The organism is Azoarcus sp. PA01 (assembly GCA_001274695.2).
Lineage (GTDB): Bacteria > Pseudomonadota > Gammaproteobacteria > Burkholderiales > Rhodocyclaceae > Aromatoleum.
The window spans coordinates 1,319,952-1,340,091 of the sequence record LARU01000002.1; the positions used below are offsets into that span (position 1 = coordinate 1,319,952).

General features: G+C 64.0%; 22 protein-coding genes and 2 tRNA genes. 16 read left to right on the forward strand and 8 right to left on the reverse strand.

Annotated features, from left to right (window positions below; genetic code table 11):
• Nucleotides 1–18: 18 nt before the first annotated feature.
• The 3 genes from hslU to PA01_07075 are packed head-to-tail and all read right to left on the reverse strand — an operon-like array spanning nucleotide 19 to nucleotide 2,979.
• Nucleotides 19–1,347 (reverse strand): ATP-dependent protease ATPase subunit HslU, encoded by a 1,329-nt coding sequence (gene hslU, locus PA01_07065; protein KON81399.1) that lies wholly within the window; start codon nucleotides 1,345–1,347, stop codon nucleotides 19–21.
• Nucleotides 1,344–1,883, reverse strand: coding sequence for an ATP-dependent protease subunit HslV (gene hslV, locus PA01_07070; protein KON81400.1), 540 nt, complete (start codon nucleotides 1,881–1,883; stop codon nucleotides 1,344–1,346). Before hslV ends, hslU begins: the two co-directional genes overlap by 4 nt.
• A gap of 37 nt (nucleotides 1,884–1,920) precedes the next feature.
• Entirely contained in the window at nucleotides 1,921–2,979 is a 1,059-nt protein-coding gene (locus PA01_07075) for an STAS domain-containing protein (protein ID KAI5913066.1), read from the reverse strand.
• A 318-nt stretch (nucleotides 2,980–3,297) separates the two neighbouring features.
• Here PA01_07075 and ybgC point away from each other — a divergent pair, with 318 nt between their 5' ends.
• From ybgC to PA01_18695, 15 genes are all read left to right on the forward strand, one after another.
• The gene (ybgC, locus tag PA01_07080) at nucleotides 3,298–3,744 is read left to right on the forward strand and encodes a tol-pal system-associated acyl-CoA thioesterase (protein KON81401.1); all 447 of its coding nucleotides are present in this window, start codon (nucleotides 3,298–3,300) and stop codon (nucleotides 3,742–3,744) included.
• Nucleotides 3,741–4,415: a protein TolQ gene (gene tolQ, locus PA01_07085; protein ID KON81402.1), complete on the forward strand. Its 675-nt coding sequence runs from the start codon at nucleotides 3,741–3,743 to the stop codon at nucleotides 4,413–4,415. The genes ybgC and tolQ overlap by 4 nt, the downstream gene beginning before the upstream one ends.
• A 17-nt stretch (nucleotides 4,416–4,432) precedes the next feature.
• Nucleotides 4,433–4,846, forward strand: a complete 414-nt coding sequence (tolR, locus tag PA01_07090) for a protein TolR (GenBank protein KON81403.1) — start codon at nucleotides 4,433–4,435, stop codon at nucleotides 4,844–4,846.
• The gene (locus tag PA01_07095) at nucleotides 4,843–5,826 is read left to right on the forward strand and encodes a TonB C-terminal domain-containing protein (GenBank protein ID KON81404.1); all 984 of its coding nucleotides are present in this window, start codon (nucleotides 4,843–4,845) and stop codon (nucleotides 5,824–5,826) included. The genes tolR and PA01_07095 overlap by 4 nt, the downstream gene beginning before the upstream one ends.
• Before the next feature lie 78 nt (nucleotides 5,827–5,904).
• Nucleotides 5,905–7,185, forward strand: coding sequence for a Tol-Pal system beta propeller repeat protein TolB (gene tolB / locus PA01_07100; GenBank protein ID KON81405.1), 1,281 nt, complete (start codon nucleotides 5,905–5,907; stop codon nucleotides 7,183–7,185).
• A gap of 36 nt (nucleotides 7,186–7,221) precedes the next feature.
• A complete protein-coding gene (pal, locus tag PA01_07105; GenBank protein KON81406.1) occupies nucleotides 7,222–7,749 on the forward strand; it encodes a peptidoglycan-associated lipoprotein Pal in 528 nt (175 codons plus the stop codon).
• Nucleotides 7,749–8,489 carry a tol-pal system protein YbgF gene (gene ybgF / locus PA01_07110; GenBank protein KON81407.1) on the forward strand — a complete coding sequence of 247 codons (741 nt, stop codon included), beginning with the start codon at nucleotides 7,749–7,751 and terminating at the stop codon, nucleotides 8,487–8,489. Before pal ends, ybgF begins: the two co-directional genes overlap by 1 nt.
• A gap of 11 nt (nucleotides 8,490–8,500) precedes the next feature.
• Nucleotides 8,501–9,166 carry a 7-carboxy-7-deazaguanine synthase QueE gene (queE, locus tag PA01_07115; protein ID KON81408.1) on the forward strand — a complete coding sequence of 222 codons (666 nt, stop codon included), beginning with the start codon at nucleotides 8,501–8,503 and terminating at the stop codon, nucleotides 9,164–9,166.
• Between the two features lie 96 nt (nucleotides 9,167–9,262).
• On the forward strand, nucleotides 9,263–9,943 hold the full coding sequence (queC, locus tag PA01_07120; GenBank protein ID KON81409.1) for a 7-cyano-7-deazaguanine synthase QueC: 681 nt from the start codon (nucleotides 9,263–9,265) through the stop codon (nucleotides 9,941–9,943).
• Between the two features lie 215 nt (nucleotides 9,944–10,158).
• A tRNA-Lys gene (locus tag PA01_07125) sits at nucleotides 10,159–10,234 on the forward strand.
• A gap of 13 nt (nucleotides 10,235–10,247) precedes the next feature.
• Nucleotides 10,248–10,323 (forward strand) — tRNA-Lys (locus tag PA01_07130).
• Between the two features lie 443 nt (nucleotides 10,324–10,766).
• Nucleotides 10,767–10,970 (forward strand): transposase, encoded by a 204-nt coding sequence (locus tag PA01_18685; protein ID KAI5913067.1) that lies wholly within the window; start codon nucleotides 10,767–10,769, stop codon nucleotides 10,968–10,970.
• 358 nt (nucleotides 10,971–11,328) lie between these two features.
• Entirely contained in the window at nucleotides 11,329–12,363 is a 1,035-nt protein-coding gene (locus PA01_07135) for an IS630 family transposase (protein KON82363.1), read from the forward strand.
• 67 nt (nucleotides 12,364–12,430) lie between these two features.
• Nucleotides 12,431–13,864: a calcium-binding protein gene (locus tag PA01_18690; GenBank protein ID KAI5913068.1), complete on the forward strand. Its 1,434-nt coding sequence runs from the start codon at nucleotides 12,431–12,433 to the stop codon at nucleotides 13,862–13,864.
• Entirely contained in the window at nucleotides 13,816–14,229 is a 414-nt protein-coding gene (locus PA01_18695) for a type I secretion C-terminal target domain-containing protein (GenBank protein KAI5913069.1), read from the forward strand. Before PA01_18690 ends, PA01_18695 begins: the two co-directional genes overlap by 49 nt.
• Before the next feature lie 307 nt (nucleotides 14,230–14,536).
• On the opposite strand, the gene PA01_07145 is transcribed toward PA01_18695, so the two are convergent.
• The 5 genes from PA01_07145 to PA01_07165 form a co-directional block, all read right to left on the reverse strand.
• On the reverse strand, nucleotides 14,537–14,818 hold the full coding sequence (locus PA01_07145) for a helix-turn-helix domain-containing protein (GenBank protein KON81410.1): 282 nt from the start codon (nucleotides 14,816–14,818) through the stop codon (nucleotides 14,537–14,539).
• On the reverse strand, nucleotides 14,811–15,137 hold the full coding sequence (locus PA01_07150; protein ID KON81411.1) for a type II toxin-antitoxin system RelE/ParE family toxin: 327 nt from the start codon (nucleotides 15,135–15,137) through the stop codon (nucleotides 14,811–14,813). Before PA01_07150 ends, PA01_07145 begins: the two co-directional genes overlap by 8 nt.
• A gap of 31 nt (nucleotides 15,138–15,168) precedes the next feature.
• On the reverse strand, nucleotides 15,169–15,909 hold the full coding sequence (locus tag PA01_07155; protein ID KAI5913070.1) for a tyrosine-type recombinase/integrase: 741 nt from the start codon (nucleotides 15,907–15,909) through the stop codon (nucleotides 15,169–15,171).
• A gap of 482 nt (nucleotides 15,910–16,391) precedes the next feature.
• Complete coding sequence (locus tag PA01_07160) at nucleotides 16,392–17,588, reverse strand: RtcB family protein (GenBank protein ID KON81412.1); 1,197 nt, start codon at nucleotides 17,586–17,588, stop codon at nucleotides 16,392–16,394.
• A 30-nt stretch (nucleotides 17,589–17,618) separates the two neighbouring features.
• On the reverse strand, nucleotides 17,619–17,996 hold the full coding sequence (locus PA01_07165; GenBank protein KON81413.1) for a VOC family protein: 378 nt from the start codon (nucleotides 17,994–17,996) through the stop codon (nucleotides 17,619–17,621).
• Nucleotides 17,997–18,340: 344 nt separating this feature from the next.
• Between PA01_07165 and PA01_07170 the strand changes: the two genes are divergently transcribed.
• Nucleotides 18,341–20,140: a thiamine pyrophosphate-requiring protein gene (locus tag PA01_07170; protein KON81414.1), complete on the forward strand. Its 1,800-nt coding sequence runs from the start codon at nucleotides 18,341–18,343 to the stop codon at nucleotides 20,138–20,140.

Here is a 20,140-nt window from a genome sequence, read left to right on the forward strand (position 1 = left end):
CCGCCGTCTGGCGCCGGGCTAGAGCACGTAGCGCGCGAGATCCTCGCGCTGCGCGAGAATCTCGAGCCGCGCGTCGACGTACGCGGCATCGACGAGGAGCTTGTCCAGGCCGATCCTCCCGGCGTCGAACGAGATTTCCTCGAGCAGCTTTTCCATCACCGTATAGAGGCGGCGCGCGCCGATGTTCTCGGTCTTCTCATTGACCTGGTACGCGATCTCGGCGAGACGGCGGATGCCGTCGTCGGTGAACTGCAGCGCCACGCCGTCGGTCGCGAGCAGCGCCTGGTACTGGCGCACGAGGCACGCGTCGGTCTGCGTCAGGATGCACTGGAAATCCTCGACCGACAGGCTCTCGAGCTCGACGCGGATCGGCAGGCGCCCCTGCAGTTCGGGAATCAGGTCGCTCGGCTTGGCGAGGTGGAACGCGCCGCTGGCGATGAACAGGATGTGATCGGTCTTGATCATGCCGTACTTCGTCGAGATCGTCGTGCCTTCGACGAGCGGCAGCAGGTCGCGCTGCACGCCCTGGCGCGACACGTCCGCGCCCTGCCCTTCCGAGCGCGACGCGACCTTGTCGATCTCGTCGAGGAACACGATGCCGTTCTGCTCAACCGCGCGCACGGCCTCGGCCTTGACTTCCTCGTCGTTGATGAGCCGCGCCGCCTCCTCGTCGGTCAGCGCCTTCAGCGCCTCGCCGATCTTCATCTTGCGCAGCTTCTTCTTGCCGCCCCCGAGGTTCTGGAACATCCCCTGGATCTGCTGCGTGAGCTCTTCCATTCCGGGCGGGGCGAAAATTTCGGCCGTCATCCCCTGCGCGGCGACTTCGATGTCGATCTCCTTGTCGTCGAGTTCGCCTTCGCGCAGCCGCTTACGGAATTTCTGCCGCGTGCTCGAATCCGCCGGTTCGGGCTCGTTGAGGCCGACCGGACGGGCCGGCGGCAACAGCGCGTCGAGCACGCGGTCTTCGGCGGCGTCGAGCGCGCGATCCCGTACCGTCTTCATCGCGCGTTCGCGTCCGTCCTTGACGGCGATTTCGGCGAGGTCGCGGATGATCGTGTCGACGTCGCGGCCGACGTAGCCGACTTCGGTGAATTTCGTCGCCTCGATCTTGATGAACGGCGCGTTCGCGAGCCGCGCGAGCCGGCGCGCGATCTCGGTCTTGCCGACACCGGTCGGCCCGATCATCAGGATGTTCTTCGGCGTGATCTCGCTCCTGAGCGGCTCCTCGACCTGCGCGCGGCGCCAGCGGTTGCGCAACGCGATCGCGACGGCCTTCTTCGCCTTCGCCTGGCCGACAATGTGCTTGTCGAGTTCGGAGACGATCTCCGGGGGGGTCATCTGGGTCATCCCTCGAGTACCTCGATTACGTGGCTCTGGTTCGTATAGATGCACAGGTCGCCGGCGATCTGCAGCGACTTCTTCACGATCTCTTCCGGCGGCAGCGCAGTGTTCTCGAACAGCGCGCGGGCCGCGGACTGCGCGTACGCGCCGCCACTGCCGATCGCGACGATGCCCTGCTCGGGCTCGAGCACGTCGCCGTTGCCGGTGATGACGAGGGAGTTGTCGGGATCGGCGACCGCGAGCATCGCCTCGAGCCGGCGCAGCATGCGGTCGGTGCGCCAGTCCTTCGCCAGTTCGACTGCGCTGCGCAGCACGTTGCCCTGGTGCTTCTCGAGCTTCGCCTCGAAGCGCTCGAACAGCGTGAACGCGTCGGCCGTGCCGCCGGCAAACCCGGCGAGTATCCTGCCCTGGTAGATCGGACGCACTTTGCGCGCGCTCGCCTTGATGACGATGTTGCCGAGCGTGACCTGCCCGTCGCCCCCGAGCGCCACGCGCCGGCCGCGTCGCACCGAAAGGATAGTGGTGCCGTGATACTGTTCCATCGATATTTTTCCTTCGCCGCGCGGCACGGCTTCCGCGTCAAACGCGGAGCGTCACCTGCGCGACCTGATCGACGCTCATGACGCGCAGGAGTGCGGCGACCATGGCGTTCACGTTTCTCAAAATCACCTGTTTGCCCTGCGCGTGCAACGGCGCGAGGACGTTGAACAGCGTGCCGGCGCTGACGAAGTCGAGCCGCCGCAGCTGTGCGCAATCGACTTCGAAGCGCTGGCGGTCCGCGGCGAAAGCGGCCAGCCGGCGGATGCTCTCGGTCGTCGCGCTCGTCAGCTCGCCCTCGAGGCTGAAGCCTTCGGCGGCGGCGACGGCCGCTTCGATCGCGGCAGTGGAGATCGCCTCGCGCTCCATTTTCGGTTCCCACGACGGCGGGGATTCCTCGAATGTTATCGCGTAATCGACCGCGATCTGTTCGAAGCGCTCCTGCTCGCCGGTGTGCTGCAGCATTTCGAGCAGCAACAGCCAGCCGTCCCGCCCTTCGGCCCGACTGACGTGCACCTGCCCGGCGAGCATGTCGGCAAGCTGTCCGCACTTGAGCAGCGACACCTTGACGCGCTCGGCGGCGAGTTCGCGCAGCAGCTTGCGAAACAGCGTGCATCCGACTTCATCCACCGAACGCAAGCGGCTCAGTTCGATGCGGATCGCGCCGCTTTTCTTGCCGATCGTCCCGATCTGCTCGAACTGCGTCGCCGATTGCCCCGACAGCGTGCCGGAGAGGCTCAGCAACGGCACGGCCTTCGGCCGCCCTTGCGCGGGCGCGCTGGAAAGGTCCTGCCACGGCGGTGGGGAACGCTCGAAACGGGTCGCGTAATCGACGACCCGGGACTCGAAGCGCTGCCGCTGGCCAGTGAGGCGATAAAGATCGAGGAGCATCATCCACACCCCCTCGCCAGCCTGGGGCGACGGGCTGTCGAGCACGGCGGCGAGCACAGATTCGGCGGCGTCGACACTACCATTCGCATAGAGCACCGCGGCCTCCTCGTACGCCGCGCCGAGACCGGCTCCGACTTCCGTCACCTCCATGAGCCCGGCGTACTGCGTGAGTCCGTGGTTCGCATCGCCGCTGAAATCCAGCGTGGACAATTCCGCGGCTTGCTCGCCCCGGGCGGAAGAAGCCGCGTGCGCGGGGCATCGCTCCTGGTCGGGCCGCCGGAACCGGACTTCTTGCCGAAAAATGGAAGGACCACGTCGCAGCCTGTCCAGGGGATAGGGTTAGGTGAATCGTGCCAAGCGGCAAAGAATAGCACTTCGGAAACGGGCATTGCGCAAATCGGGCCGCCACCCCGCGCACCGGCTCGATCCGCCCCCTCGCACAGCGTCCGGGCGACCCTTTGCATTTTGAAAAAAAATGTGCCTGGAAACGGATTCGCAGCGCCGGTGCGAGTCGGCTAGAATGCCGCGATGCAAACCGCTTGCCACCCTGCGATCGCAGCGGAAAAGACCGTTTTTTCGCTGCCGCTGAGGGTCTATTATGAAGACACCGATGCCGCCGGCATCGTCTATTACGCCAACTACCTGCGCTTTTGCGAGCGCGCACGCACTGAAACCCTCAGGGAAATCGGCTTCGAGCAGCAGGCGCTGCTCGCCCAACAGCGGATCGCCTTCGTCGTGCGCTCGGTGAAAGCCGACTATCTGTCACCCGGATTCCTCGATGATGCGTTACATGTCGTGTCGAACATCGACACGGTCGGCGGCGCGAGCCTGGTTTTTGCGCAACGCGTGCTGCGCGACACCGAACTGCTGTTCGATGGCCGCTTCGTGATCGCCTGCGTCCATCTCGACAAGAAACGTCCCACGCCCTTCCCTGCCGAAATACGCTCGAAACTGGAAAGACTCGTTCAAGCATGACCCTCACCGAAAACCTCTCCATCATCAGCCTGATCAGTCAGGCGAGCGTCCTCGTGCAGCTGGTGATGGCACTGCTCGCCGGCCTCTCCCTCGTTTCCTGGTACTGGATTTTCCGCAAGTCGTTCCAGATCCGCTCGGCGCGCAGCAAGACCAACGGCTTCGAGCGCGACTTCTGGAGCGGCGGCGATCTCAACGGGCTGTTCCAGTCGGCCGCCGCGGCGCGCCATCAGACCGGCGGCATGGAGCGCATCTTCGAATCGGGCTACCGCGAATTCACCAAGCTGCGCGCGAAAAGCCACGACCACGCGGCGACGATCGATGGCGCCCGGCGCGCGATGCGCGCGACCTACCAGCGCGAGATGGACGATCTCGAAGCCCACCTCGCGTTTCTCGCCTCGGTCGGCTCGGTCTCGCCGTATATCGGCCTGCTCGGCACCGTGTGGGGGATCATGAACGCGTTCCGCGGCCTGTCCAACGTCAGTTCGGCGACGCTCGCCCAGGTCGCGCCCGGCATCGCCGAAGCCCTCGTCGCGACCGCGATCGGCCTGTTCGCCGCGATTCCGGCGGTGGTCGCATATAACCGCTTCGCCCACGACATCGACCGGGTCGGCATCCGCTTCGAAAGCTTCATGGAAGAGTTCTCGAACATCCTGCAGCGCCAGCTGCGCTGAGCGCCGGAGGCTTTGCGATGCGCCAGCGCCGCCTGATGAACCAGATCAACGTCGTGCCGTACATCGACGTCATGCTGGTCCTCCTCGTCATATTCATGGTCACCGCGCCGATGATCCAGACCGGCAGTGTCGACCTGCCGACCGTCGACCAGGTGCCGCAGACTCCGCTCGAGGCGATGCTCGTCGTCGTCAAGCGCGACGGTTCGCTCGCCCTCAAGGCGACGGGCGGTGCGACCGAGCAGGCGATGAGCAATAACGAACTGGTGCGCGAACTGCGCCGCGCGATCGAGCGCAACCCGCTCCAGCCGGTGGTCATCGCCGCCGACCGCAAGGTCAGCTACGAGAAAGTCATGGACACGCTCAACGGCCTGCGCCAGGCGGGGATACAGAAGGTCGGCCTGCAGACGCAGGCGGGCAGCAGCGGGCGATGAACGGCGCAGTGCCGAATTCCCCCCGCGACGAGCCGGGAAAATGGGCATCGCTCGCGCTGACGATTGCCGTCCATCTCGGCCTCGTCGCGTTTCTCGTGCTCGGCGTGCGCTGGCAAAGCGCTCCGCCCGCAGCGCTCGAAGTCGACCTGGTGGCCGCCGTTCCGGCCCGCCCCGCCCCGCCGCCGGAACCGAAACCCGAACCGAAGCCCGAACCGAAGCCCGAGCCGAAGCCGATTCCCGCGCCGGAACCGAAGCCCGAGCCCGAACCCGAGCCGCCGAAGCCGGCCCCGAGACCCGAACCCCCGAAACCCGAACCCCCGAAAGCGCAGGCAAAGCCCGACATTGCGATGAAGGCGCCCGAGGTGAAGAAACCGGTCAAGCCGGAACCCAAGCCGGAACCGCCGAAACCCGAACCTCCGAAACCGGAGCCGAAGAAGCCCGAACCGAAACCGGAGCCCAAGCCGCCGGAGCCGAAGAAACCGGAACCGCCGGAGCCGAAGAAACCCGAACCCAAGCCGGAACCAAAGAAGCCCGAACCGAAGCCGGAACCGGCGAAACCGGAGCCGAAAAAACCCGAACCGGTCGTGCCGCCGAAAGACGACTACATGGCGCAGCGCCTGGCGCAGGAAACCGAACGTACCCAGCTCGAACGGATGATGCGCGCCGACGCCGCTCGTGCGTCGGCCGCGCGTAACCGTGCCGCCGGCGACGCCTATGAGAATGCCGTGCGCACGAAGGTGCGCGGCAATCTGCTGCGCCCTCCCGGCCTGAGCGGAAACCCCGAAGCCGTTTTCGAGCTGGACCAGCTGCCGAGCGGAGAAGTGCTTGCGATCCGGCTCAAGCGTTCGTCCGGCATCCCCGCGCTCGACGAGGCGATCGAACGCGCGATCCGCCGCTCGAGTCCGCTGCCCCTGCCCGAAGCGAAGGAACTTTTCCAGCGCACGCTCGAACTGAAGTTCAAGCCTCTCGACGAGGACTAAGGCGTGCGTGTCGTCTTCCTTGCGCCTGTTGTCCGGATTCGTTCGTTATAATTGCCAATTGACGGCCACCGCCACGCCATGAATATCCTCCTCTCCCGTTTCCGCCTGCTGCTCGCCGCCGCCCTTGCGACCCTCTCGTGGGCCGCTCAGGCGCAGCTTTCGATCGAAATCACGGGCGCGGGCGCAACGCGATTTCCGGTCGCCATTCCGCTTTTCGAGAACGAAGGATCCCTGCCGCGAGGCATCACGGATGTGGTGCGCGCGGACTTGGAGCGCAGCGGCCTGTTCAGCCTCGTCGACATGGGGCTCGTCACGCTGCCCGCAACGGCGGTGCCGGATCTTGCCGGCGTGCGCGCCCGCGGCGCCGACGCGGTGCTCGCGGGAAGCCTCTACCCGCAAGCCGACGGCCGCTACGACGTGCGCTTCCGCTTGTTCGACACGCAGAAGCAGAGCGAACTCGGCGGGCTGTCGCTGCGCATGACGCCGGCGCAGAACCGCGCGACGGCGCATCGCATTGCCGATTTCGTGTACGAGAAGCTCACCGGCCAGCCGGGCTACTTCGCGACCCGCATCGCCTATGTCGTGAAGAGCGGCCCGCGCTACGAACTGCAGATCGCCGACGCCGACGGAATGAACGCGCAGACCGCGCTCGCGTCGCGCGAACCGATCATCTCGCCGGCCTGGGCGCCGGACGGCCAGCGGCTCGCCTACGTGTCGTTCGAGGCCAAGAAGCCCGTCGTGTATGTGCATACGCTGGCAACCGGCCAGCGCCAGGTCGTCGCGAACTTCAAGGGCTCGAACTCGGCGCCGACGTGGGCCCCCGACGGCCAGCGGCTCGCAGTCGTGCTGACGAAGGACGGCCAGTCCCAGTTGTATGTCCTCAACGCGGACGGCTCCGGCCTGCGGCGGATGGCGACTTCCCCGGGAATCGACACCGAACCGGCATGGTCGCCCGACGGAGAATGGATCTATTTCAGCTCCGACCGCGGCGGCAGCGCGCAGATCTACCGGATTCCAGCCTCGGGCGGCAGTGCCCAGCGGGTGACTTTCGAAGGCAATTACAGCGTCACGCCGCGCCTGTCCCCGGACGGCCGCAGCCTCGCCTTCATCACTCGCAACAACGGACGCTTTCAGGTCGCGGTGATGGACCTCGCGACCCGTCAGACCACGATCCTCACCGACTCGTCACGCGACGAGTCACCCAGCTTCGCTCCCAACGGCCGCATGATCCTATACGCCACCGAAAGTGGCGGACGCGGAGTCCTCGCGGCAGTGTCGTCCGACGGCCGGGTGAAACAGCGTCTTTCGGTGCAGGCGGCCGATGTGCGCGAACCCTCATGGGGACCGCTCACTAGGTAACAACCACTGCTGTTCGTCTCATTACAAGGAAAATTCATGAAGAAATTCGTTCTGCCCGCACTGCTCGTCACATTGCTGGCCGCTTGCAGCAGCACCGGGACTTTCGATCAGGCAGGCGGCACCGCTGTCGAAGACCGCTCGACCGGCGCCCCTGGCGTCGCGACCGTCACCGCACCGAGCATGGCCGGTTCGGGCATCGCCGCCCTGACCGACCCGAACAACATCCTGTCGAAGCGCAGCGTGTTCTTCGACTTCGACCAGTTCGTCATCAAGCCCGAAGCCCGTCCGCTGGTCGAGGCCCATGCACGTTTCCTCGTGCAGAACCCGCAGATGAAGATGCTGATCCAGGGCAACACCGACGAACTCGGCAGCCGTGAATACAACCTCGCGCTGGGCCAGAAGCGGGCCGATGCAGTGCGCCAGGCGCTGACGCTGCTGGGTGCGAAGGAATCGCAGATCGAATCGGTCAGCCTCGGCGAAGAAAAACCGCGTTGCGGCGAAAGCAATGAATCGTGCTTCGCGCAGAACCGCCGCGGCGACATGCTGTATTCGGGCGAGTTCTGATGAAACGCCTCCTGCCGCTGGCAATGCTCGTCGCATTGTCGTCGATGGGGCCCGCGCAAGCGGGTCTTTTCACCGACGACGAGGCGCGGCGGGCGATATCCGACATGCGGATGGAATTGAACGGCCGCCTCGAGCGGCTGGAGGCGAGCAGCCGCGGGCAGCTCGAACTGGCGAGCCAGAACGAGCTGCTGAAGGCCGAGATTTCCCGGCTGCACGGGCAACTCGAAGTCCTGCTGCACGAAGTCGAATCACTCAAGCAGCGCCAGCGCGACTTCTACGTCGATCTCGACACGCGCGTGCGCCAGATCGAAAGCAACCGCGCCGCGTCCGCCGCCTTGGCGCCGAACGCGCCTCCGTCCGACCCTGCCGCCGAGTCGGCCCAGTACGAGGCCGCGCTGAATCTCCTCAAGGAGGGCCGGTACAAGGACGCGCTGAGCGCTTTCGAGCAGTTCATCAGGCAGCATCCGCAAAGCACTTTCCTGCCCGGCGCGCACTTCTGGGCCGGCAATGCCGCGCTACAGGCCAAGGAAGTCGCCGCAGCAAGCACCTATTTCAACACCGTCCTCAAAACCTGGCCGCAGGACTCGGCGGCACCCGATGCGATGCTCGGCCTGGCGAACAGCCAGCAGGCACTGGGCGACGCGAAGACCTCGCAGGAAACACTGAAAAAACTCGTCGAGCAGTTTCCCGACAGCTCCGCTGCGCAGGCGGCCCGGCAGCGGCTCGGCGTAAAGCGTTAAACCGTTCCGCGATGCAGCACGCAAGCGACAGCCACGACGCGAAGGTGCGGCTCACCGAGATCTTCGCGTCCCTTCAGGGAGAATCGACGCGCGTCGGCCTGCCCACCGTTTTCGTGCGGCTGACCGGATGCCCGCTGCGCTGCGTATGGTGCGATACCGAGTACGCCTTCCAGGGCGGCGAGAGCCGCAGCTTGGGCTCGATCGTCGAAGAAGTCCTCGGGCATGGCCTCGATCACGTCTGCGTCACCGGCGGCGAACCGCTCGCGCAGAAAAGCTGCCTCACGCTACTCGCAGCATTGTGCGACGCCGGTCTTTCAGTGTCGCTCGAAACGAGCGGCGCGCTCGACATCGCCGCGGTCGACCCGCGCGTGTCGCGCGTCATGGACCTGAAAGCGCCCGGTTCGGGCGAAGTCGCGCGCAATCGCTGGGACAACCTCGCGCACCTGAACGAGCGTGACGAAGTGAAGATCGTCCTCGCCGACCGCCGCGACTACGAGTGGGCGATCCAGCGCCTCGCCGACCATCAGCTTGCGCAGCGCTGCACGGTCCTGCTGTCGCCGGTACAGGGAAAACTCGACCCTGCGCAGCTCGCCGAATGGATCGTGCGTGACCGCCTCCCCGTGCGCTTCCAGCTTCAGCTGCACAAGATTCTCTGGAACGACGCCCGCGGGCGATAGCGCGGACCCCGGCCAGGGATCGCCGCCTGCTCTGCCGGTGGCCGATCCACGATCCGGCGCACCGCATTCCTCCCAACCGCTCGATCGGACCTCATCATGACTGAACCGAAACGCGCCATCGTGCTGCTCTCCGGCGGCCTCGACTCCGCAACCTGCCTCGCGATCGCCCGCGACGCGGGCTTCGAGTGCTACGCGCTGTCGATCGCTTACGGCCAGCGCCACACCTCCGAACTGGCCGCGGCACGGCGCGTCGCGCACAGCCTGGGCGCCTGCGAGCACCGGGTCGCCCACGTCAGCCTCGGCGAATTCGGCGGTTCGGCGCTGACCGATTCGTCGATTCCGGTGCCGGTCGAAGGGGCGGTCGGCGGCATTCCCGTCACCTACGTGCCGGCCCGCAACACCGTGATGTTGTCGATCGCGCTCGCGTGGGCGGAAGTTCTCGAGGCGCGCGACATCTACGTCGGCGTCAACGCCGTCGATTACTCCGGCTACCCGGACTGCCGCCCGGAATTCATCGCCGCCTTCGAAGCGATGGCCAACCTCGCCACCAAGGCAGGCATCGAAGGCGCACGCATCGCGATCCACGCACCGCTGATCCGGCTGTCCAAAGCCGAGATCATCCGGTGGGGAACAGCCCTCGGCGTCGACTACGCCCAGACCGTCTCATGCTACCAGGCCGATGACACCGGTCGGGCCTGCGGCGTGTGCGACGCATGCCGCCTGCGCAAAGCCGGGTTCGAAGCTGCGGGCATCGCCGATCCGACCCCCTACCAGTAGCCTGCCTGCGTCACACGACTTCCGCATTCCGGCCGTGACTGCCGCATACGACCTGCATTCGATCCGGGTTGATCGCCAGCGCGGCCCTCTCCACGCATGACCACGACGTATCGCCGCGCGAAAATCGCGTCCCGAGAAAAAGATTTATCCCGCTTTATCCTCGATAACTTGACGCGCCCGGCAGCATTCCCTAGAATCGCAATCCTTCTAGGTTTGGGTCGTTAGCTCAGCTGGTAGAGCAGCGGACTTTTAATCCGTTGGTCGCAGGTTCGAATCCCGCACGGCCTACCACAAACACGGAACCGGGGGTATAGCTCAGCTGGTAGAGCAGCTGACTCTTAATCAGTAGGTCCTAGGTTCGAATCCTAGTGCCCCCACCACCAGAATCAGGCACTTACGCCAATCCTTCGGGTTGGCGTTTTGCTTTTTTGGGATTGGGGAACGACTGGGGAACGATTAGAAAAAAAGCGCCTTTTCGGCAACGGGGAAGGCCCGTGGCAGGATGCGGCCGGCAAAGGGTCGCATCTGAAATTGCACCTCGTGCGCGGGGACGTGCTTGCTCGCGTTTCAAACGCGACCAAGCCGAACTCTTGCTCCCCTCGTGCGCGGACGGCCCACTTTCACGTACAGTGGAAGTTGAATCATCTCCATCGTTCCCTCGCGCGCGGGGTTGTCCTACACAGTCGCAGGTTACACGCTCGGGTACACCTGAGAGCCGGGCAACGGCGCGTGCGGCTCAGTTACGACACCGCCAACTTCGTGGGCGCCCTGACGGCACTGGGCATTGCCCCGCACGTGGCTGCCAAGACCCCGGGGCAGCGCCGTGCCCGAGCACATCAAGACCACCGAAGGCTACACAGTCAGTCTGGGTCGTCGAAAGATGATCGAGGAAGCCTTCGGCTGGGTGAAGGATATCGGCACGCTGCGTCGTTTGATGGCACGCGGCCTGGACAAGAGTCGCGCGCGCACGCTGCTAAATTTCGCCACGTATAAGCTGACGCGACTGGGCAATTTGCTGGCACCGTAATTCGTTGGCGCTCGCGCGCGATTCGAAGTGCGGCATGGGTGTTAGCGCCCGAGTAATACTGACCCACTGGAGGTGCGGACGAAAACTTGGACTCCTGAGGAGATCATCCATGTATTCGCACGCACCTCCGCTGCTCAATTGGGATCGCGGAATCGGCTCGAAAGACGGCGGGAACGTGCTTCATGGGGAACCACGCCGGGGTTCTTCAGAGTCGATTTTTCCCAGCCAAGCTGGAAGCCGAAGGTGAAGACGTTATTTTCAACACCCTGCTATGAAATCGGATGCAGTTCATGTGCCCCCGATATGCCGATTTACTAATCTTCTCGTAAATATCGTCATGCCATGGGACAATACGCGCATGGAATGCAAACGGAACTCGGACGGTCGCGCGCTCGACCACCACTCGCTTCAGGTGATGCGCCAACAGGCGATCAGGGCGGTTCGCGAGGGGCAGACGGCGCAAAGCGTGGCCGCGGCCTTCGGCGTGAACGTGCGCAGCGTCTTTCGGTGGCTGGCCGACTTTGCCAATGGCGGGCAGAACGCGCTGCTCGCCAAGCCGATCCTGGGGCGTCCGTCGAAGGTGAGCGCGGAGGAGATGCGCTGGCTCGCGCAGGCCGTGCGGGACCATACGCCGCTGCAGTACAAGTTTGAGTTCGGGCTGTGGACGTTGTCGCTGATCCGCGCGCTGATCAACCGGCAGTTCGGCAAGGCACTGTCGATCGCCACGGTCAGCCGACTCCTGAAGGTGCTCGGATTCAGCGCGCAGAAGCCGCTCTACCAACCATGGCAACAGGACGCCGCGCTGGTGCGGCAATGGGAGGCCGAAACCTATCCAGCGATTCGCGCGGAAGCGCGTGCGGCGGGCGCGACGATCTACTTCGCCGACGAATCGGGCATCCGCTCCGATTACCATACCGGCACGACGTGGGCGCCGCGTGGGCAGACGCTGGTGGTCGAGGTCACCGGCCGGCGCTTCTCGCTGAACATGATTTCGGCGGTGAGCCCGCAGGGCGAGTTTCGCTTCATGCTCCACGACGGTTCGGTCACCGCCACGGTGTTTCGCGAGTTCCTCAAGCGTCTGATGATCGGCGCCGAAAAGCCCGTCTTCGTCATCGTCGACGGGCATCCGATTCACAAGGCCAAGCTGGTTCGGGCCTACGTCGACAGCCTGAACGGTCAACTCAAGCTCTTCGTTCTGCCGCCGTACTCGCCGCAACTGAACCCCGACGAACAGGTGTGGGCGCATGTGAAGCGCCAGGTCTCGAAGCGCCTTGTGCAGGACAAGGACGAAATGAAGCGGCTGGCGCTCGGAGCGCTGCGTCGGATTCAACGACTGCCGAGCCTCGTCAAATCGTTCTTCCGTCAGCCCGAGTGCCAATACGCTGTTATCTGACATTACTTTTTTAGAAAGTTAGTATTTTTTCAAACCGGAAAGCGCCACATCACCATAAGGATCAGAAATGAACGCTCTTTTCAATGAAGACTGGTATTTGGCTCGTTACCCCGATGTGGCTCAGGCAGTAAGGGCTGGGTTAATCGATGCACGTACACATTTCGAGCTTTATGGCCAGATTGAAGGGCGCTCACCAAGCCCACTTTTTGACCCCGAGGTTTATTTGACCGAGAACCCGGATGTGGCGCAGGCGGTAGCGCAAGGTGTGTCGACCGCGTTCGAGCATTTCTCACTTTTCGGTGTAAGCGAAGGTCGCACTGCAAGCACTATCTTCAATCCAGCATTTTATTTGCAGCAGAACCCTGATGTTGCAGAGGCCGTTTCGCAAGGCACGATCTCGGCCATCGAACACTTCCTGCTGTTTGGTTCCAGGGAACCCAGAGTCGTAAGCCCGGTCATCGATCTGCAGAAGTACATGGCTGCCAACCGTGACGTAGATGAAGCCGTCAAAAATGGCCAGATTTCCGCATTTGATCACTTGTTGTCTTACGGCATATCGGAACGCCGTAGTTTGGGGAATGGAATCAGCCTACAAGACTTTGCAGAAGATTCGACTTTCACGCAGCTGCTGGCTTCTGGTCAGATCGACAAAGCGATTGCCCGAGTGGAAAGTGTAGCGCCCTTCATGCCACAGTTCGAACGGCCTGAAAACTGGGCACCGCCTGCCAATACCCCTATCCCAATTGACTTTACACCCCTTCCTGGACAGTTTCTCGTTATTCCACCCGAAGTGGTAGTTCCACCGACGCTGATTCTCCCTGATAGTGTGTTCGCATCGGCGGTAGAGGCACCGACACCTGCGCCACCAACACCGGCATCACCCGATCCGCTTCCTCCCGGTGCAGACACTAAGGAACAAGTTATTACAGGCACTGAGGGAGACGACACCCTGTTCGGCAGTTTAGGCGACGATACCGTTTACGGATTGGAGGGAAACGACAGCCTCCACGGGGCTCATGGCCACGATCTCATAGAGGGTGGCGAGGGTAACAACTCGCTCTCCGGCAACCAAGGGAACGACATCCTCCGCGGTGGCAGCAGCGTCGACTATCTGTCTGGGGATGAAGGCGACGATGAGCTTCACGGCGGGGGTGACAATGACTACCTAAACGGGGGGGGTGGCAATGACACCCTGAACGGGGGAGGCGGCAATGACTCCCTGAACGGGGGGGGTGGCGTCGACAAACTTTACGGCGGTGACGGTGATGACGAGCTGCAGGACGACTACTTTAGCTTCAATGAACTCAACGATAACGACACGCTCTTCGGTGGTGCAGGCAATGACCGCCTGCACGCCGGAACCGGACAGGACACTCTGAACGGTGACGACGGAGACGATATGCTCTTCGGAAGCACCGGAAGTATTCTGATCGGGGCGCTGGCAACGACCAGTTGTATGGCAGCGCAACCCTGGATGGCGGCACGGGCAACGACACGCTAACGCTCGATTCTGGCACGGTGGCAACTGGGGGTGCTGACAATGATCACTTTATCGCCCCGTATTTCTACGCGTATGAAGGCTGGCAAGAAGCCTCGGTTACCGACTTCAAATCCGGAGAAGACAAGATTGATGTCTCATCACTGCTGAGCAGCTACACCTTGGCAGCCTATCAAGGCGGCAATCCGTTCGAACAGCAGTTCCTGCGTCTGACCCAAGATAGCAACGACACCCTGCTCCAGATCGATATTGACGGCACAGCGTCGGAGCAGGGTTTCGTGACTGTCATCCGCCTGACCGGAGTTACGGCAATTGACCTGACAGCCGATGATTTCCTCCCGATTGGAGCCGGACCCTCATTCGCTTAAAACGGGAGTTGCGGCGGCGCTCTGCGTCTGCTGAACGCCTGCCGCCGCGACGAGCTTGCGCAGGTGGATGCACAGCTCGCCACCTGACCGCCCGCCAGACCAAGGAAAGAGCCGGTCAGTCCCCGGCTTTTTTCATCAGTGTGACCTGCCTGATTTCTTCGGACCACTCATTCCTGGAGAACGGCTTCCGGTGAAGCTTGCTCATCGTTTGCGTTCCACCGTGCGCACCATCGAAAAAGGGGCCGCGCCAGCCGGGCCACGGTGTCCCGGTTTCCTCCCCTCGGAGTAGGCGCGGCATTGCTCGGGATCAGGCGACGTGTTCCAGTCGCACCACTGCACGACTTCCCGTCGCCTCCGCGAAGCGAGCCAGAGTACGCATGGATGGCAGCGCGCGGCCGCTTTCCAGTCGGGCGATGGTCGATTGCGTCGTGTGCATCCGTTCGGCGAGTTCGGCCTGAGACAAGCCGGCGCGGGCGCGGGCATTGATGAGTTCGCGGGCGATGTCGAACTCGGGTGCTTGCGCTTCGTACTCGGCGCGGACCTCCGGGTTCGTCAGGAGGCGGGCTTTCAGCTTGGCAAGGTCACTCATCGGTCAAACTCCGCAGGCGCGCATGGGCCGTTTCGATAGCCTTGCGCGGGGTTTTTTGGGTCTTCTTGATGAAGACGTGAAGCACGGTCAGCACCCGGCCGGTGCGAGCCACGTACAGCGCACGAGCGATACCGTCGCGGCCGGTCATGCGCATTTCCCACAGCTTGCCCTCCAGCGGGCGCACATGCGGCAATCCGACCTTGTGCGGGCCGAACTCCTCCAGCAACTCCGCGATGTGCAGATAGCGGGCCTGAATGTCGGCGGGCATCGCCAGCAGTTCCGCTTCGGCATCGGGTGTGGCTTTGACCATCCATTGCATGAATATATCTCTTTTTTGAGATTACTGCCCGTCACGATGCGTGGCGCAACGGGCGCACATTGCCGGGCGCTTTCTCGCCTTTCTCGATTTCGTCCAACTTCCGTTCCCATGCCACCAATGCGGCGCGCTTCTCGTCGGTGTAGCCGTGTCGGTCGTAGTGCGCGGCTTGCACGCCGCCGATGCCATGCGAAAGCAGTTGCGCGCGGGTGTCGCGTGATATGCCCATGCCGGCCAGCATCGTTTCGCAGGTGCGGCGGATGTCGCGCAGGTCGAACGGCTCGCACTTCATGGCGGCGCTGATTTCGGCCGTGCGCTTGCCGGGCGTCGTGAAGGTCATCGCCACCTTGCCGTGCGTCGAGAACAGCCACATACCGCCCACGTCGCCGGGTTCCTCGCCGGCAGCTTTGGCGCGCTTCTGTTCGCGCTCGCGGACGCGCTCGACAAGTCGGGTCGCCAGGGCGGCGGCTTTCGGTGCCAGCGGCAGCAGATGTTCGCGGGCGCTCTGTCGCTTGCCTTTGCCGTCCCACAGGCGAAGCGTTGCCGGGTTGGCGTCGTAGTCGCTCACCTTGGCGCGCAGCAGTTGCGCCATGCGTTGCCCCCCGGCCAGAAGCGCCAGCCGTAGGGCTTGGTCCGGCAGGTCATCGCCAAGGGCTTTGATGTAGGCGCGCAGCTCGTCGGCGGATAGGGTGCGGTCGCCACGCTGCACGGCAATTGCCGGGATGGCATCCACGGGGTTGTGCTCGATGCCAAACGGAATCAGCGCGGCCGGCATGGCGGCATCCTCGGGGAACGACTGGGGAACGAATGAATGTGATTTTCGTCTATTCCCGTTATTACGCAAGGATGGCGTTTCCGCATTTAATCCAAGTATTTACAAGGATTTATCCGGCTTTATCGACTTCTGCCTATCATTCTGAAACCATGCGAATCTGTGACTTTTAATCAGTAGATCCTAGCTTCGAATCCTAGTGCCCCCACCAGTAGAATCAAGTTCTTGAGCCGGCTCTTGCGAGTCGGCCTTTTTGCTTTCCTGGGGACCGGGAACGACTGGAAAAAATCGGCGTCGCATTGCGCGGGCATCGGATTTCACTGTCCGCGGTAGCTCCAAGAAACACCTCCACGTACCAAAACCGTTCGCCTCGTCGAGGCGGCGATGTCAGCCCCCCAGCACCGGTGACTGACGACGTCATCCGGTAGCCGACAGCCGCTTTCTGCCGTGTCCGGACCTACTCGGGGCTCAAGCGGCGAACCGGTCTAGCCTTTGACGCATACCACCTGCTTCAAGGTGTGCAACACGTCCGCGAGGTCGTTCTGGTCGGCCATTACCGCGTCGATGTCCTTGTAGGCAGCGGGTATCTCGTCGATGACGCCTTTGTCCTTGCGGCACACGACACCTGCCGTCTGCCGCACGAGGTCCACCTCGGTGAATTGCTTCTGTGCCGTGGTTCGGCTCATCCGGCGCCCGGCGCCGTGGGCGCTCGAACAGAAGCTCTCCCCGTTGCCCTTGCCGCGCACGATGTAGCTGCGCGCACCCATGCTCCCCGGAACGATGCCCAGGTCGCCCTCGCGCGCGAGAATCGCGCCCTTGCGCGTCACCCACACTTTCGCACCGAAGTGATGCTCCTGCGCGACGTAGTTGTGGTGGCAATTGACGACCTCGCTGGTCACCGCGAACGGCGGCAGATGCCGGGCCAGCGCGGAGAGCACCAAATCCAGCATGCACTGCCGGTTCTGTCGCGCGTAGTCCTGCGCCCACTGCAGTGCCTCGACGTAATCGTCGAAATGCGCGCTGCCTTCCGGGAAGTACGCCAGATCGCGATCGGGGAGCTGGATCATCCAGCGTTCCATGTCCTTGCGCGCGAGCTGGATGAAGTAGTCGGCCATCGCATTGCCGACACCCCGACTGCCCGAATGGAGCATGACCCACACGCGGTCCGCCTCGTCGAGACATACTTCTATGAAGTGATTGCCGCCGCCCAGCGTCCCCATCTGGTGTGTCCATTTCGACACTTTGCCGAATGCCTTGAGAAGCTGCGGATGGCGTGCGGTGAGCGCCTCGAGCCCGGCCTCGAAAGGCCGCACCGCCCCCGCCAGCACCGTTTCGTCACGGTGCTGCGCGCGTCCGACCGGAACGTCACGGCTGATCTGCCCGAAAACGGCCTTGAGCGACTTTTCGTCGATGTCGTTGGCCGTCAGCGACAGCCTTGCGGCAACCATGCCGCAGCCGATGTCGACTCCGACCGCAGCAGGGATGATCGCCTTGTCGGTGGCGATGACCGAACCGATGGTCGCACCGATTCCGACGTGGACGTCGGGCATCGCGGCGACATGATGATGAATGAAGGGCATCTGCGCGAGGTTCGCGAGCTGGGCCTTCGACTTCTCATCGACGTCGTCGGTCCAGATCTTCACCGGAACACGCTGGCCGGTCAGCACCTGTTTGATCGGCATGACAACCTCCCGTCGCATCCTCGCCGCGTATCAGTTCCACTCGTTCGCCTCTTGCTCGAACCTGCCCCGGTACGGCTTCCCGACGCAGAACCTGTGCCCACTCGGAGCTTGCATGACCGTCCAGCCGTCATGACGAGATACCTGGATCGCTCCCAACTTCTCGAGGCGACTTACTTCGTCTTCGATCGAATCCGTCTCGATATCGAGATGGGCTCGCGGATCATGATCGACGCGCTGAATGATGACCTGGACTTCACCTGGCGGCGTCACGAGTTGAATGAATTTGTCGCGAGCCTGCGCGTCCCGCGGTACTGGGCAACCGAGCGCGGCACTCCAGAACTTCGCCTCTCGCAGCAAATCGTCGGTATCGCAATCGATGACGATGTTGCCAAGACGACTCTTGTGCATCAGTCCGACTCCTCATGCCAAACAGTGTTTGCGCACAGCGCTTCGCCATGGGACATCTGCCGCAGGCTCGAGTTTGCAGTTCTTCACAATGTGCGGTCCGCGTCTCGATCGCCTGCTACGGCATTGCAGTGTTCGTCGCCGAATGGGCTGCCCGAAGCTGCGGGAGACCGGATTCCATCGTTGCCCGCAGCGCGATGCCGCCACGCCGGCGCCGGACGGGTGGGGCTGCGCCGGTTTTTACACGCGCGGATGGTCGTTCGGTAGCTTTTACAGTGCGCCCTATCGGCTCCTCCCGGCACCCGCATTGCAGGCCGGTCCCAACACGGTCGGGACGGAGAACGTTCATGAGCGACACAGTCGGCGACTTCCTGCTCCAGCGCCTGTCGGCGTGGGGCGTGCAGCGGGTGTTCGGCTATCCGGGCGACGGCATCAACGGCATCATGGGCGCGTTCGGGCGCTACGGCGAAGGGCTGCGCTTCGTGCAGGCGCGCCACGAGGAGCTCGCCGCGTTCATGGCGTGCGCGCACGCGAAATTCACCGGCGAAGTCGGCGTGTGTCTCGCCACCTCGGGCCCCGGCGCGATCCATCTGCTGAACGGCCTGTACGACGCGAAGCTCGACCACCAGCCGGTCGTCGCGATCGTCGGCCAGCAAAGCCGCGCCGCGCTCGGCGGCGACTACCAGCAGGAAGTCGACCTATTGTCGCTGTTCAAGGACGTCGCGCACGAGTTCGTGCACATGGTGACGGTGCCCGAGCAGGTGCGCCACGTCGTCGATCGGGCGATGCGCATCGCCCGCGACCGGCGCACCGTCACGTGCATCGTCTTCCCCAACGACGTCCAGGACCTGCCCTATCAGGCGCCGCCGCGCGAGCACGGCACGATCCATTCGGGGATCGGCTACACCGCGATTCGCATCGTGCCGCGCGAGGCGGATCTCGTGCGCGCGGCCGACCTCCTCAACGCCGGGCAGAAAGTGGCGATGCTCGTCGGCGCCGGCGCCCTCAACGCGACCGACGAGATCATCGAAGTCGCCGAGCGGCTCGGCGCCGGCGTGGCCAAAGCGCTGCTCGGCAAAGCGGCGGTGCCCGACGACTTGCCGTTCGTCACCGGCGCGATCGGGCTCTTGGGCACGAAGCCGAGCTGGGACCTGATGAACGACTGCGACACGCTGCTGATGGTGGGCTCGGGTTTTCCGTATTCGGAGTTCCTGCCGAAGGAAGGCCAGGCGCGCGGCGTGCAGATCGACCTCGAGCCGCGCATGCTCAATCTGCGCTACCCGATGGAAGTGGCGCTGCTCGGTGATGCCAAGGAGACGCTGCAGGGGCTGCTGCCGCACCTGGTGGCGAAACCGGACCGCGCGTGGCGCGCGACGATCGAGCACGGCGTCGAGCGCTGGTGGCGCGTGCTCGAAGGCCGGGCGCTCAACAGCGCTCACCCGATCAACCCGCAGCGCGTGTTCTGGGAATTGTCGCCGCGCCTGCCCGAGCGGTGCATCCTCACCTGCGACTCGGGGTCGGCGGCGAACTGGTACGCGCGCGACCTGAAGCTGCGCCGCGGCATGCTGGCCTCGCTCTCGGGGGGCCTGGCGACGATGGGCCCGGCCGTGCCGTACGCGATCGCGGCCAAATACGCGCACCCCGAGCGCGCGGTCATCGCGCTCGTGGGCGACGGGGCAATGCAGATGAACGGCATCAACGGGCTCGTGACGATCGCCAAAGTGTGGCGCGAGTGGGCTGACCCGCGCCTCGTGGTGATGGTGCTCAACAACGGTGACCTCAACCAGGTCACATGGGAGCAGCGCGCACTGGCGGGCGACCCGAAGTTCGTCGATGCGCAGGCGGTGCCCGATTTCCCGTACGCCGAATACGCGCGGCTGCTGGGCCTGGGCGGCATTCGCGTCGACGACCCGGAAGAGGTCGGCGCGGCGTGGGACGCCGCGCTCAGTGCCGATCGGCCGACGCTCCTCGAGATGGTCACCGACCCGGACGTGCCGCCGCTGCCCCCGCACATCAGCGCCAAGCAGGCCAAAGCCTACCTGTCGGCGCTGCTGCACGGCGACCCCGACTCGCGCGGCATCGTCATCGCGAGCTTCAAGGAAAGCTGGGACAGCCTGTTCCCACCGGACAAGTCGTCAGCGGGGTGA